Source organism: Arthrobacter sp. KBS0702, assembly GCF_005937985.2.
Lineage (GTDB): Bacteria > Actinomycetota > Actinomycetes > Actinomycetales > Micrococcaceae > Arthrobacter.
On record NZ_CP042172.1, the window covers coordinates 2,810,989 to 2,825,352 of the forward strand.

General features: G+C 65.1%; 12 protein-coding genes and 1 tRNA gene. 2 read left to right on the forward strand and 11 right to left on the reverse strand.

From position 1 onward, the window contains the following. Positions 1 to 74 precede the first annotated feature (74 nt). Positions 75 to 3,590 carry a DNA-directed RNA polymerase subunit beta gene (gene rpoB, locus FFF93_RS12935; RefSeq protein ID WP_138768564.1) on the reverse strand — a complete coding sequence of 1,172 codons (3,516 nt, stop codon included), beginning with the start codon at positions 3,588 to 3,590 and terminating at the stop codon, positions 75 to 77. Positions 3,591 to 3,957: 367 nt separating this feature from the next. On the opposite strand from rpoB, the gene FFF93_RS12940 reads away from it, so the two are divergent. Together FFF93_RS12940 and FFF93_RS12945 are read left to right on the forward strand one after the other, a co-directional pair. After that, a complete protein-coding gene (locus FFF93_RS12940; RefSeq protein ID WP_138768563.1) occupies positions 3,958 to 5,157 on the forward strand; it encodes an acetyl-CoA C-acetyltransferase in 1,200 nt (399 codons plus the stop codon). Then, positions 5,157 to 5,690: an aminoacyl-tRNA deacylase gene (locus tag FFF93_RS12945; protein ID WP_138768562.1), complete on the forward strand. Its 534-nt coding sequence runs from the start codon at positions 5,157 to 5,159 to the stop codon at positions 5,688 to 5,690. Before FFF93_RS12940 ends, FFF93_RS12945 begins: the two co-directional genes overlap by 1 nt. Positions 5,691 to 5,742: 52 nt before the next feature. Here FFF93_RS12945 and FFF93_RS12950 read toward each other — a convergent pair whose 3' ends face one another. From FFF93_RS12950 to FFF93_RS12995, 10 genes are all read right to left on the reverse strand, one after another. Next, entirely contained in the window at positions 5,743 to 7,575 is a 1,833-nt protein-coding gene (locus tag FFF93_RS12950; protein WP_138768561.1) for a bifunctional UDP-sugar hydrolase/5'-nucleotidase, read from the reverse strand. A gap of 204 nt (positions 7,576 to 7,779) precedes the next feature. Continuing rightward, positions 7,780 to 8,154, reverse strand: coding sequence for a 50S ribosomal protein L7/L12 (gene rplL, locus FFF93_RS12955; RefSeq protein WP_138768560.1), 375 nt, complete (start codon positions 8,152 to 8,154; stop codon positions 7,780 to 7,782). Between the two features lie 80 nt (positions 8,155 to 8,234). Continuing rightward, entirely contained in the window at positions 8,235 to 8,825 is a 591-nt protein-coding gene (rplJ, locus tag FFF93_RS12960; RefSeq protein WP_138768559.1) for a 50S ribosomal protein L10, read from the reverse strand. A gap of 296 nt (positions 8,826 to 9,121) precedes the next feature. After that, positions 9,122 to 10,231, reverse strand: a complete 1,110-nt coding sequence (locus FFF93_RS12965) for a GNAT family N-acetyltransferase (protein ID WP_138768558.1) — start codon at positions 10,229 to 10,231, stop codon at positions 9,122 to 9,124. Positions 10,232 to 10,349: 118 nt separating this feature from the next. Beyond that, on the reverse strand, positions 10,350 to 11,462 hold the full coding sequence (locus FFF93_RS12970) for a GNAT family N-acetyltransferase (RefSeq protein ID WP_138768557.1): 1,113 nt from the start codon (positions 11,460 to 11,462) through the stop codon (positions 10,350 to 10,352). 95 nt (positions 11,463 to 11,557) lie between these two features. Then, positions 11,558 to 12,265, reverse strand: a complete 708-nt coding sequence (rplA, locus tag FFF93_RS12975) for a 50S ribosomal protein L1 (RefSeq protein ID WP_138768556.1) — start codon at positions 12,263 to 12,265, stop codon at positions 11,558 to 11,560. Between the two features lie 140 nt (positions 12,266 to 12,405). Further along, on the reverse strand, positions 12,406 to 12,837 hold the full coding sequence (gene rplK, locus FFF93_RS12980; protein WP_003803853.1) for a 50S ribosomal protein L11: 432 nt from the start codon (positions 12,835 to 12,837) through the stop codon (positions 12,406 to 12,408). Between the two features lie 130 nt (positions 12,838 to 12,967). Next, entirely contained in the window at positions 12,968 to 13,774 is an 807-nt protein-coding gene (gene nusG / locus FFF93_RS12985) for a transcription termination/antitermination protein NusG (protein WP_138768555.1), read from the reverse strand. Between the two features lie 111 nt (positions 13,775 to 13,885). Then, entirely contained in the window at positions 13,886 to 14,170 is a 285-nt protein-coding gene (secE, locus tag FFF93_RS12990; protein WP_138768554.1) for a preprotein translocase subunit SecE, read from the reverse strand. A 79-nt stretch (positions 14,171 to 14,249) separates the two neighbouring features. After that, positions 14,250 to 14,322 (reverse strand) — tRNA-Trp (locus tag FFF93_RS12995). Positions 14,323 to 14,364: the final 42 nt, after the last annotated feature.

Below are 14,364 nucleotides of genomic sequence, written 5' to 3' on the forward strand. Positions count from 1 at the left end.
TCTGAAGTCTTGGGTTACGGGAAGAGGGAGGTGGTGTTCGACGGCGGGTGGTGGCCCGCCGTCGAACCCGCCTGCTAGACCTCTTCTACGGAACTGGGCTCTGCACGAGACAGATCGATGCCCAGTTCTTCCGCAGCCGTGAAGACTGCGTCATCAGAGTCACGCATTTCAATTGTGGTTCCGTCCGTGGAAAGTACTTCCACGTTCAGGCACAGCGACTGCATTTCCTTGATCAAGACCTTGAAGGACTCAGGAACGCCCGGCTCCGGGATGTTCTCGCCCTTGACGATGGCTTCGTAGACCTTCACACGACCGTGGATGTCATCCGACTTGATCGTGAGGAGCTCCTGGAGCGTGTAGGCGGCGCCATAGGCTTCGAGCGCCCACACTTCCATTTCGCCGAAGCGCTGGCCGCCGAACTGTGCCTTACCACCCAGCGGCTGCTGCGTGATCATGGAGTACGGGCCGGTGGAGCGCGCGTGGATCTTGTCGTCCACCAGGTGGTGGAGCTTCAGGATGTACATGTAGCCGACCGAGATCGGATCCGGGAACGGCTCGCCCGAGCGGCCGTCAAACAGGCGGGTCTTGCCCGAAGAGTTGATCAGGCGGTCGCCGTCGCGGGTGACGTTGGTGGAGTCCAGCAGGCCCGTGATTTCCTCTTCACGCGCACCGTCGAAGACCGGCGTTGCGACAGTGGTCTGCCCACTCTCGCGCGGCAGGTTCGGCAGCTGCTTGACCCACTCGGGCTCGCCCTCGATCTTCCAGCCGGTCTTGGCAACCCAGCCGAGGTGCGTTTCGAGCACCTGGCCGACGTTCATACGGCCCGGAACACCCAGCGGGTTCAGGACGATATCAACGGGGGTGCCGTCGGCAAGGAAGGGCATGTCCTCGATCGGAAGGATCTTGGAGATAACACCCTTGTTGCCGTGACGGCCGGCGAGCTTGTCGCCGTCGGTGATCTTGCGCTTGGCGGCCACGTAGACGCGGACCAGCTGGTTGACGCCCGGGGGCAGCTCGTCGTCGTTGTCGCGGTCGAAGACGCGGACACCGATCACGGTGCCGGACTCGCCGTGCGGCACCTTCAGGGAGGTGTCGCGCACTTCGCGGGACTTCTCACCGAAGATGGCGCGCAGCAGGCGCTCTTCCGGGGTCAGTTCGGTCTCGCCCTTGGGAGTGACCTTGCCGACCAGGATGTCGCCGGCTTCAACCTCGGCACCGATGTGGATGATGCCGCGCTCGTCCAGGCCTGCCAGGACTTCCTCGGACACGTTCGGGATGTCACGGGTGATTTCCTCGGCACCAAGCTTGGTGTCGCGGGCATCGATCTCGTGCTCCTCGATGTGGATCGAGGACAGGACGTCCTCGGCCACGATCCGCTGGGACAGGATGATGGCATCCTCGAAGTTGTGGCCTTCCCATGACATGAATGCCACAAGCAGGTTCTTACCGAGGGCGAGTTCGCCCTGGTCCGTTGCCGGGCCGTCAGCGATGATGCCGCCGACTTCCAGGCGCTGGCCTTCGTTCACCAGGACGCGGTGGTTGTAGCAGTTGCCCTGGTTGGAGCGTGCGAACTTGTTGATCCGGTAGTTGGTTTCCGTGCCGTCGTCGTTGAGCATGATGACGAGCTCGGCGGAAACCTCGGTGACCACACCGGCCTTCTTCGCGATGACAACGTCACCGGCGTCGACGGCGGCGGCGCGCTCCATGCCGGTACCGACGAACGGCGCCTCGGAGCGGACCAGCGGCACGGCCTGGCGCTGCATGTTGGCACCCATGAGTGCACGGTTGGCGTCGTCGTGCTCGAGGAACGGGATCAGGGCGGTAGCCACGGACACCATCTGGCGCGGGGAAACGTCCATGAACTCGACGTCGGCGGCGGGAACCAGCACGGGCTCGCCTCCACCACCACGGGCACGGACCAGCACGGTCTCTTCGGCGAAACGCTTGTTCTCGTCGAGCGGGGCATTGGCCTGTGCGATCAGGACCTCGGCCTCGTCGTCGGCGGTGAGGTACTGGACCTCATCGGAAACGACACCCTCGGACACAAGGCGGTACGGGGTCTCGATGAAACCGAACGGGTTGATGCGTCCGTAGGAAGCCAGCGAACCGATCAGGCCGATGTTCGGGCCTTCAGGAGTTTCAATCGGGCACATACGTCCGTAGTGGGACGGGTGCACGTCACGGACTTCCATGCCGGCGCGGTCACGGGACAGACCGCCCGGGCCCAGCGCGGACAGGCGGCGCTTGTGGGTCAGGCCCGAGAGCGGGTTGTTCTGGTCCATGAACTGGGACAGCTGGGACGTTCCGAAGAACTCCTTGATGGCTGCCACGACGGGGCGGATGTTGATCAGGGTCTGCGGCGTGATGGCCTCGACGTCCTGGGTCGTCATACGCTCGCGGACAACGCGCTCCATACGGGACAGGCCCGTGCGGACCTGGTTCTCGATGAGCTCGCCGACGGCGCGGATACGGCGGTTGCCGAAGTGGTCGATGTCGTCGATCTCGACGCGCAGCTCGTGGTCCTGGCCGTCGCGCTTGCCCATGAGGGTCTTCTCACCGGCGTGCAGGGCTACCAGGAACTTGATCATGGCAACGATGTCTTCAACGTGCAGCACGGATGCTTCCTTGTCGCCAAGGGAGCGGTCGATGCCGAGCTTGCGGTTGATCTTGTAGCGGCCGACCTTGGCCAGATCGTAGCGCTTGGAGTTGAAGTACAGGTTGTCCAGCAGGGACTGGGCAGCCTCGACGGTGGGCGGCTCGCCCGGTCGCAGCTTCCGGTAGATGTCCAGCAAGGCGTCTTCGCGGGTTTCGGTGGCGTCCTTCTCCAGCGTCGCGCGCATGGAGTCGTACTGGCCGAACTCTTCGAGGATCTGGCCTTCGGTCCAGCCGAGGGCCTTCAGCAGCACGGTGACGGACTGCTTGCGCTTGCGGTCGAGGCGAACGCCGACCTGGTCGCGCTTGTCGATTTCGAGTTCGAACCAGGCGCCACGGGACGGGATGATCTTCGCAGTGAAGATGTCCTTGTCGCTGGTCTTGTCCGCGGTGCGCTCGAAGTAGGCGCCCGGGGAACGGACCAGCTGGGACACGACGACACGCTCGGTGCCGTTAACGACGAAGGTGCCCTTCTCGGTCATCAGCGGGAAGTCACCCATGAACACGGTCTGCTGCTTGATTTCGCCCGTGTTGTTGTTCATGAATTCGGCCTTGACGTACAGCGGAGCGGAGTACGTAGCGTCCCGGTCCTTGCACTCGGCCATGGTGTACTTCGGATCAGCGAACTCCGGCTCGGAGAAGCTCAGGGACATGGTGCCCTGGAAGTCTTCGATCGGGGAGATCTCTTCGAAGATGTCAGACAGGCCCGACGTGGTGGCGACACTGAGGTCGCCTTCTTCGACGGCCTTCGCGACGCGTGCCTGCCAGCGTTCGTTTCCGACCAGCCAGTCGAAGCTGTCGGTTTGCAGGGCAAGCAGATTCGGAACGTCAAGCGGTTCGTGAATCTTTGCGAAGGAGAGCCGGCGGGTTGCACCGTCGGTGCTGTCGGCATTGATAGCGGTAGCGTTGTTTACATTAGAGGTGCTCGAGGCGACCAAGAGGGATCCTTCCACAGACCTTCAGGCGTTTTCAGATCTCCCCCGTTATGCACCCTGCGAAGTGACTTCGCAGTGCTACCAGTCCGGTTCCGCTATATGACCCGGGACCTGGCTGACCATGCTGGTGCACGTTGTAGACGGCACATTGATGGAGCAGCTGTCAGGCTAAGCCCACCGCTATATGAAGGCTGAAGGTAAACAGGGAAGACGCAAATATCTACGATACGGCAAAGCAACCTACTTGTCTACCCCACTTGCGCCGTGATTGCAAGCACGGCCCCCGCTCCCCGCCGGTTCGGCCGAATGGCTCCGTGATGGGGCTCACGATAACCTTGGAGTACATCATTAGAGATCGGAAGAGATAACCATGAACAACTCCGCGGACAACAATGATGTTGTCATCCTCGCCGCTGCCCGCACCCCGCAGGGCCGGCTTAACGGGCAGCTGGCCGGCTTCACCGCCGTCGAGCTCGGCGCCCACGCGATCCGTGCGGCGCTGGCCGCCAGCGGAGTGAAGCCGGACCAGGTCGACTCGGTCATCATGGGCCAGGTCCTGCAGGCCGGGGCGGGCCAGAACCCGGCCCGCCAGAGCGCCATCGGCGCCGGCATCGGCTGGAACGTCCCCACGGTCACCATCAACAAGGTCTGCCTCTCCGGCCTCACCGCCGTGATCGACGCGGCCCGGATGATCCGCAGCGGCGACGCCACCGTCGTCGTCGCCGGCGGCCAGGAATCCATGAGCCGGGCCCCGCACCTGCTCCCCGGCTCCCGGCAGGGCTGGACCTACGGCTCGGTCCAGGCGCTTGACGCCGCCGCCCACGACGGCCTCACCGATGCCTTCGACGGACAGTCGATGGGCCTGTCCACCGAGAGCAAGAACGTCACGCTCGGCATCGACCGGACCTCCCAGGACGAAGTGGCGGCGGCCTCGCACCAGCGCGCCGCCCGCGCCGCCAAGGACGGGGTCTTCGACGGCGAAATCGCGCCGATCAGCGTCAAGCAGCGCAAGGGCGACCCGATCCAGGTCGGCACCGACGAAGGTGTCCGGCCGGATACCTCCGTCTCCTCCCTGGCCGGCCTGCGCGCGGCCTTCGCCACGGACGGCACCATCACCGCCGGCAACTCTTCCCCGCTCTCGGACGGCGCCGCCGCCCTGGTCCTCACCTCGCGGAAGTTCGCCGAGGAGCACGGCCTGGAATACCTGGCCGTGGTCGGCAAGCCCGGGCAGGTGGCCGGACCGGACAACTCGCTGCACTCCCAGCCCTCCAACGCGATCAAGAGCGCGCTGGACAAGGCCGGCTGGACCGCCGCGGACCTGGATTTCATCGAGATCAACGAGGCCTTCGGCTCGGTGGCCGTGCAGTCCCTCAAGGACCTGGACTACCCGCTGGAGCAGTGCAATATCCACGGCGGTGCCATCGCGCTGGGCCACCCGATCGGCGCCTCCGGAGCACGGCTGGCCCTGCATGCGGCCCACGAGCTCAAACGCCGTGGTGCCGGCAAGGCCGCCGTGTCGCTCTGCGGCGGAGGCGGCCAGGGGGAGGCCCTGCTGCTGTACCGCGACTGATGACCGATCCGGCAGCGCGACCGGCCGGGCTGACGTCCGGCCGGGAGCGGGGCGGCAGCGACGGCAGGAAGCGGTTCCTGGCCGACGCCGCCGCGCGCGGCCTTGAGGTGGAGCTGGTGGAACGCCTCGCCGCGCACAGCCTCGAGGAGGCCGCAGCGATCCTCGGCATCCGCCCGGCCGACATCGTCAAGTCCCTGGTGGTCAAGCACAAGGACGGCAGCTTCCTGTTCGCCCTGGTTCCCGGCGACCGGCAGATCAGCTGGCCCAAGCTCCGCCAGCTGGTCGGCGTCAACAAGCTCTCGTTGCCCAGCGCCGATGTCGCGCTGGCGGCAACCGGCTACGAGCGCGGCACCATCACCCCGCTCGGGAGCACCTCCGCCTGGCCGGTCTACGCCGACAGCACCATCACCGGCCGTCGGATCTCGATGGGGGCCGGTGAACACGGGTACAGCGCCTTCGTCGACGCCGATGCGCTCACTGCGGCCCTCGGGGCCGTCGTCGCGGATATCACCGATCCGGTGCAGGGCACCTAAGACACCCGGGTTTAAACCAACGCTGTTTTCGGCGGAAGGGTCGGCCAGGTGTTCAGGCGGTGACCGTCAGGGGTTCACCGTTGACCGTGAGCCGCCAGTTGCTCTGGCTGAACACGGCGGCGTCGAGGGTGCCGCGCGCCACAACATAGTCGATGATGCGCTGGCGGATTTCCTGCTGGCTGTTCGAGAGTACCGGCGCCGTCTTCACGGCCGGGAAGTTCCCGCCGCCGCTCTGGCGGTAGTTGTTGATTGCCATCGCGAATTCCTGGTCCGCCCTCACGGGCGAGCCGCCGTAGCTCAGGTTCATGATCCGGTCCCCCACCGGCCGGGCCAGGTCGATCTCGTAGTTCAGCGGCGCATCCAGGCCGTAGACGACGTCGTAGTTGTAGTCCGGGGTGCCGTTCGGCGCCATGGCGGTGGCGGCATTCGTGACTTCCTGGGCCCGGGCCGTCGTCGTGGCCACCGGCTTGAAGTACTGCGCCGACCACTTGAGGTAGGCCTTGACCTGGGCCCCTGTGACCTTGATGGACAGCAGGGTGTTGTCGAAGATGTACAGCCCGGCCACGTCGCGGATGGTCAGCGGACCGGCCTTGACGTCCACGGAGCGGGAGAAGGCCGCGGCGATGGAAAGCACCGGCAGCCCGGCGGCCGGGCCGTTGGCCAGCTCCGCCTTGATGGTGCTGGCCTGGACGTAGTTGATCGCGTCGATCGCGGCCGAGTCGCTCCAGCAGGCCGTCGCTGTGGTCAGCGGCGCGGTAGAGGTGCCGATCACCTGGTTCACGTACTTCACCGTCGCCTCGTGGCCGGCCTGCACGGCGCTGACGACGGCGGGGTCCGGATCGGCGGTGTTGGCGTTCAGGAGGTGGGAGTGCGCCGAGGTGACGGTCCACCGGCCCTCGTCCTTGCTGAGCTGCAGGTCGATGACCGCAACACGCATGCCCCACTTCAGCGGTTCGGTCAGGAGCACCGGCCGTTTCGTTTCCTTGTTGGTGACAAACCGCTCCGGGATCTCCAGGTGCGCGTGCCCGACCAGGATCGCGTCGATCCCCGGGACTTCCTCGGCGAGCTGGGTGGACGCGTTCTCAGCGAACGGCAGCGCGTCGCCGTAGGAGGAGCCCGGCGTCGCGCCCGAGTGGCTGGAGACGATGATGACGTCGGCTCCGGCAGCCTTCATCTGCGGGATGACCGTCTTGGCCTCCTCCACAATGCCGTTGAAGTCGAGCTTGCCCTGGACATTGTCGCGGTCCCAGAGGGCGCAGCCGGGTGTCACGAAACCGACGAGGCCGACGGTCAGCCAGCCGTTCTCGGTCTTGACCCGCTTCAGGACGTACGGGGTGAAGGCGCGCTGGCCGGTGACGGCGTCGTGCACGTTGGCGCCGAGCAGCGGGAAGTCCAGCTGCTTCTCCCAGGTCCGCAGCATCGGGATGCCGTAGTTGAATTCGTGGTTGCCGAGCGCGACGGCGTCGTAGCCGACGGCGTTCATGGCCAGCGCCATGGGGTGCTTGACGGTGTCGGAGATGGGGTTGACCTTGGCGAAGTAGTAGGCCAGCGGTGTGCCCTGGATGGTGTCGCCCGAGTCGATGGTGAGCGTGTTGGCGGCGCCGCGCTCGGCCCGGACGGCCTTGATCAGGCTTGACGCCTGCGCGATGCCGATCCGGTTGCCCGCGCTGTCCGCGTAGGGGACATCCTTGAAGTAGTCCCAGTTGAAGACGTTGTTGTGCAGGTCGGTGGTGCCGAGCACGGTCAGGTTGAACTGCTTTTTCGCGTTGCCGGGCGCAGCCTGGGCTGCGGGTGCGCCGGAGAGCGCTGCGGCGGCGGCGCTGCCGCCGACGAAGGCCGCCGCCAGCATGGCGCGGCGGGAGAACGACGGGTTCGGATCTGTCATTGTGTGAGCTCCTCAGGGTTTGGCGGCCGGTCGGCACAAAGCCAAAGTCTAGGGGTCACGCCCCGTCCTGAAAAGGAGAGCCCGCAATCATTTACTCAACGTTCACGTGCCTGCGTCGGCGCCGGAATGCAGGAAACCCCGCCCACCGAAGTGGACGGGGTTTCCCGGAGCTGGAAGGCTGCGAGCCTTCCGGAGCTGCGCGTGTTACTTGAGGGTAACGGTGGCGCCGGCAGCCTCGAGCTGCTCCTTTGCCTTCTCGGCAGCTTCCTTGGTGGCGCCTTCGAGGACGGCCTTCGGTGCGCTGTCAACCAGGTCCTTGGCTTCCTTGAGGCCGAGGGAGGTGATGGCGCGAACTTCCTTGATCACTGCGATCTTCTTTTCGCCAGCAGCCTCGAGGATGACGTCGAAGTCAGTCTTCTCTTCAACCTCTTCAGCAGCGCCACCGGCGGGGCCGGCAACTGCAACAGCGGCAGCGGTAACTTCGAAGGTCTCTTCGAAGAGCTTGACGAACTCGGAGAGCTCGATGATGGTCAGTTCCTTGAAAGCTTCAATGAGCTCTTCGTTGCTGAGCTTCGCCATGGTGTGGCGTCCTTCCTATAGGTGGTGCTTGGCGGCCGGGGCCGTTGCCTTCGCACCGGAGTCTGGTTTGAAAGAGAGAGTTAGTTCTCTTCGGTGGCTGCGGCTTCGGCCGGAGCTTCGGTCTCTGCTGCTTCTGCGGCCGGGGCTTCTTCAGCGGCGGGCGCTTCGGCAGCTGCCGGTGCACCGTTCTCTTCTTCAAGCTTCAGGCGCAGGGCGTCGATGATGCGTGCAGCAGCGGCAGCAGGAGCCTTGAGGATGCCTGCAACCTTGGCGAGCTGCAGCTCGCGGGACTCGAGTGCTGCCAGGGCAGCAACTTCGCTGGCGTTCAGTGCCTTGCCCTCGAAGTAACCGGTCTTGATGACCAGCTGCTTGTTGGCCTTGGCAAAATCCGTCAGGCTCTTGGCAGCTGCAACTGCGTCACCCTTGATGAACGCGATTGCAGTGGGGCCGGCAAGCTGGCCGTCGAATGCTTCGACGCCGGCTTCCTTGGCTGCAATGGCGGTCAGGGTGTTCTTGACGACCGCGAACTTGGTGTCCTGGCCGAGAGAAACACGCAGCTGCTTGAGCTGTGCAACGGTGAGCCCACGGTATTCGGTCAGGACAGCGGCGTTCGATTCCTTGAAATCGTTAGTGATCTCAGCTACTGCTGAAACCTTGGTAGGCGTTGCCATAACCCTCCTTCCGGGGATAGTGCCGGTATGTCCGGGTCCCCGCTCGGATGAGCTAAAAACTAAAAACGCCCCGCGCAGATGCACGGGGCTTGTCTCGACGCGGTCAATGACTGCGGAGCTTTGCTTCGTTCACCTGCGCCGGCCGCCCTATGTTCAGGGTCCTTCGTCTGGAGATTCACTGCGCCTCCCCGGCGCGGCTGCAGAAGTGAGCCTTGCTTGGGAGAGTGGATTTCCAACAACCGACGGTCTTTGGTCTTCCCAGCTTACGGGACGAGGCCCGCGCGTTCCAAATCGGCTCAGCTGACGCTGGGTCCGAAGTCGGGCAGTTCCTTCTGCCAGATTCCTGTCACGCCGGCCGTAGTGAAGCCGAGCTGTTTGTTCACGGTGAGGAGATACCGGTTTTCCGGGGCGTTCCAGGTGTAAAGGACCCGAGCGTCCGGGAACTGCTCGGTGAGCCGTTCCATGTTGACCACCTTGATCAGCAGCCCCAGCTTATTGCCGCGGTGCTCCCGCAGGACGACGGTGTCGTCCTGGAAGACGACGTCGGGGCGCAGCGCCAGGACACTGATAGTCGTCAGCCCCACCAGTGCCCCGCTGGCGATGTGTTCGACGGCGGTGACCACGGTCCGGCGGCCCTGCGCGATGGCGACGTCTTCCGCCTCGCGGAGGATCCCGCCGTCGAACACCAGGTCCGCGTTTTCAGTCCCGGGGATCCCGTCTTCCCCGGCCTGGTTCTCCAGTGCCGCCACGGCCTCAAGCCACTGCTCGGGGCAGCGGTCCGTCCAGTGGTGCAGCCGGTACCGCCCAGCGTTGGCCTCCTCCGCTTCCGCCTGCAGGTCGGCGACGAGCTTGCTGTCCAGGGGCAGGGCGCAGGAGCTGAACTGTTCGATGTGCTGCAAGGTGTAGCCGGTGTGCTGGGCGAACTCCACCTCCCGGCTGTTCAGCGGAACGAACCCGAGGCCGGAGCCGGGGATCAGCTGCCCTGCCTTGCTGTCCGCCAGCGTGGCACCGGGATGGTTTGTGTCGATCAGGATGGTGTGGCGGCCCTCGTCCCGGGCGAAGCGCTCCGCCGCCTCCAGCAGCCGCCGGCCGACGCCCCGGCCTTGGAACTCGGGCAGGATGTCCAGGGTGAATTCGGCGAGGTCCAGGTTGTCCGAGAGCGGCAGCGCGATGTCCACGGTCCCCACGATCTCGCCGTCGACCCTGGCCACCAGGATCACCTGACGTTCATAGGGGTCGGCCATTTCGAGCAGCTTCTCGAGCGGGGCGTAGGCGAGGTCGTCGCTGCCCCAGGTCTGCATCCGGACCTTACGGCCCACTTCGACGGCGGCAAGGAAGTCCGCCGCATCCGGTCCGTCCAGCGAATCCGGGATCCAGAGTTGCTCGACCTGTACCTCGTTTGCCATAGCGGGCATGTTCCCAGCCATTCTGCCGCCTTTCAAGCGTCAGCATATGCCCGTTCGGGCCCGCATTCCATGGCCCGGCGGGCTCAGTTTTCGGCCCTCCGGGCTCCCCTGGCGGAACTCAGTCCAGCGCGACGGCGCTCCCCGCATCGGCGGACTTCTGCCACTCCCCGTCCCAGCCTGCCGGCCGGAATCCGAGGGCGACGTTGATCGCCAGCATGTGGCCGTTTTCGGCGGCGTTGAAAGTGGTGACCCGCCGGACGTCAGGGTAGTCCGCGAGGCGCCGGAGATTGGCGATCTTGACGAGCATCCCGAGGTGGTGGCCTCGGTGGGCGGCGGCGACGAGGGTGTCGTCCTGCTCTGCCAGCCAGGGCTTGCCGGGCGCCAGTTCGAGTACGGAGTAGGCCGCCAGCTCGCCGCTGCCACGGTGCCGTGCGGCCGTCACGAGCGAGGTGTTGCCGGCCCGCTTCCACGTGTCCTCGACGTGGCGGACGCGGGCGGCGTCCCAGGATTCCTCCTCGTAGCTGAGGCCTCCGGTCGGCGCGTCGGTGCTCATCCGTGACATCAGGACGGCAAGTTGCGCCACGTGCTCCTCCGGGCAGTGGTCCGTCCAGCTCAACAGTTCGTACGCTGTTGCCCTGGTCCGGGCTTCGTTTTCCAGGCGGTCAAGTTCAGGGGCGGCGGCGGTGACGTCCAGGCTGCTGTACCGTTCCACCTGTTCGAGCCGGTAGCCCGCCCTCGTGGCGAAGCGGACACCGCGCGCAGCCGCCGGCACCGCACCGGCGCCGGTCAGCGGCGCGAGCACGTCCGGACCGCCGGCGTCGAAGTCTGCCGGGTGTTCGGTGAAGCTCTTCAGGACGGTGCGGCCGTCGGCGGCGGCCAGTGCTTCCGCGTGCTCGAGCAGCGCGCGGCCGATCCCCCGTCCGGCGTATGCCTTCAGCACGGCAACGTGCAGGAGCGCACTGCCCAGGTTTTCCTGCTGCCCGAATCGGACCCAGGACCTCGCCGCCATCTGTCCGTCGACGCGCACGAAGAAGATCCGCATCCGGGTATAGGCGTTGTCCCGCCAATAGCGCAGCCGCGCCTGCGCCGTCGTCGCGCGGTCCAGGCCGCCCCAGGTTTCCAGCGTCAGGGCGTCACAGAGTCGGCCGACTTCGAGGAACTCGGCGGCGTCCGGCGCGTCGAGCGATTCCGGGAGGGCCAGGGCTTCTATGCGGTACGTGGCGGCGTTCACCGGGTCAGCCTAACGGGCTCCCGGAATGCAGAAAAGACCGCCCCGCGGATGCGGGACGGTCTTTTCGCTGCTTGTGACGGCAGGCCTGTTGAGGATTAGACCTCGGTCAGGACCTTGGTGACGTTGGGGTCAACCGAGATGCCCGGGCCGAACGTGGTGGCGACGGTGGCCTTCTGGATGTAGCGGCCCTTGGAAGCGGACGGCTTGAGGCGAAGAACCTCTTCCAGTGCGGCCGCGTAGTTCTCGGCCAGCTTGATGGCGTCGAAGGATACCTTGCCGATGATGAAGTGCAGGTTCGAGTGCTTGTCGACGCGGAAGTCGATTTTGCCGCCCTTGATGTCGTTGACGGCCTTGGTGACGTCAGCGGTAACGGTGCCGGTCTTCGGGTTCGGCATCAGGTTGCGCGGGCCGAGGACCTTACCGAGGCGGCCAACCTTGCCCATGAGGTCAGGGGTGGCGACGGCGGCGTCGAAGTCGGTCCAGCCGCCGGCGATCTTTTCGATCAGGTCGTCGGAACCAACGAAGTCGGCGCCGGCGGCGATGGCGGCCTCAGCCTTGTCGCCCGTGGCGAAGACGAGGACGCGGGCGACCTTGCCGGTGCCGTGCGGCAGGTTGACGGTACCGCGGACCATCTGGTCGGCCTTGCGGGGGTCGACGCCGAGACGGAACGCGACCTCAACGGTGGCGTCGAACTTGGACGGGTTGGTGTCCTTGGCGAGGGTCACTGCCTCGAACGGCGCGTAGAACTTCTCCGCGTCGATCTTGGCGGCGGCTGCCTCATATGCTTTGCTGCGCTTTGCCATGCTGCTTATTCTCCTTGTGCAGTTGTGGTCTGCGGACCGCGCTGGGCCCTGCCACAGTCGGATTCCTGAACGGTTGATCCGTTCCGGGGGTCCGACATCTCAATGTTTAGGTGGTGCCGGTCGCCCGGCGGGGAAGGCAATTAGCCTTCGACGGTGATACCCATGGAGCGGGCGGTGCCGGCGATGATCTTCGCGGCGCCTTCCAGGCTGGTGGCGTTGAGGTCTTCCATCTTGGTGGAGGCGATCTCGTTGACCTGGGCCTGGGTCAGCTTGGCAACCTTGACGGTGTGCGGGGTAGCCGAACCCTTGGCGACGCCTGCAGCCTTCTTGATGAGCTCTGCAGCCGGCGGGGTCTTGGTGATGAACGTGAACGAGCGGTCCTCGTAGACCGTGATTTCCACCGGAATAACGTTGCCGCGCTGGGCTTCCGTCGCAGCGTTGTACGCCTTGCAGAATTCCATGATGTTGACACCGTGCTGGCCAAGCGCAGGACCGATCGGCGGGGCCGGGTTGGCGGCACCTGCCTGGATCTGCAGCTTGATGAGGCCGGTGACCTTCTTCTTGGGAGCCAATGTAGGGTCCTTCTCTCAATTACGTCCTGGGACACAGGAGCGTGCCTCAGGTTGGTGGCCGCCATGGCGAGGCGGCCGGCCGCTCCGGGGCTGCTAAGCGGGCAGCCCGGGGCGAATTCTGTGGATGAAGCTAGATCTTGCTGACCTGGTTGAACGCCAGGGTGACCGGGGTCTCGCGCTCGAAGATGGAGACCAGCACCACAAGGGTCTGCGAATCGACCTTGATCTCGGAGATCGTGGCGGGCAGGGTCTCGAAGGGACCCTCCTTGACGATAACCGATTCGCCGACCTCGAAGTCGACGTCGACCGCGGCGGCAGCGTGCTTGACCGGCTTGCCCTTCTCGGCCTGCTCTTCTTCGAAGACCGGCGCGAGCATGGAGAAGACCTCGTCGAGGCGCAGCGGCACGGGGTTGTGGGCGTTGCCCACGAAGCCGGTGACGCCCGGGGTGTGGCGGACGGCGCCCCACGAGGCGTCCGTCAGGTCCATGCGGACCAGGACGTAGCCGGGGATGCGGACGCGGTTGATGACCTTGCGCTGAGCGTTCTTGATCTCAACGACTTCCTCCATCGGCACCTGGATCTCGAAGATGTAATCTTCCATGTCCAGGGTCTGGATGCGGGTTTCAAGGTTGGCCTTGACGCGGTTTTCGTAGCCTGCGTAGGAGTGGATGACGTACCAGTCACCCTCCTGGCGGCGCAGCTTGGCCTTGAATTCGTCGGCCGGGTCGACCTCGGCAGCGGCGGCGGCTACGGCCAGAGCGTCGCCTTCCTCGCCGGCTTCGGTTTCCTCGGCGGCTACGGCTTCGTCGGCAGACTCCTCGGCGTCGTCAGATGCGGGCGCAGCAGACTCAGCCTCGGACTCTTCCGTGGTTTCCACCGCGGCGTCCTGGCTCTTATCCAGCTCAGTCTCGTTTACCTCGAGCTCCTGCTCAGACACTTGGTCTCCTGCTTCCTCATTGCCTAACATGCCTATTTAAATGACTCAATTCCGCACACCCCGCGGAAGCTCCGGTTTCCCGGAGTCCACGCAGTCTGCGGACCGGTCGCCTTAGCGGTCCGTGGCGCCTGTTTTGCCGAATACCCAGCTCACTCCGGTCCCGAAGGCCAGGTCCAGCAGGGTGACGATCACCATCATGATGACCACGAACACCAGCACCACGAGCGTGTAGTTGATCAGTTCCTTGCGGGTGGGTGCAACGACCTTCTTCAGTTCGCCGATGACCTGGCGGACGAAGAGTGCAATCCGAGCGAAGAATCCTGCCTTGGGGGCATTCTTGGCGGGGCGGCCTTGGGAGCTGCTGGCAGCTGTTTCGGTCACCTGATCCTCACTCATCCTCGCGATGTCGGATACCCGGCTCTGGACTGAACCATGGTTGCTGCGCTGGTTCCGATAAACCCCGGAACAGCTTGCGCAGGGCAGACAGGACTCGAACCTGCAACCTGCGGTTTTGGAGACCGCTGCGCTACCAATTGCGCCACTACCCTATGGATCGAAAACCGGTCAGACTGCGCATTTTCCGCAGGTTT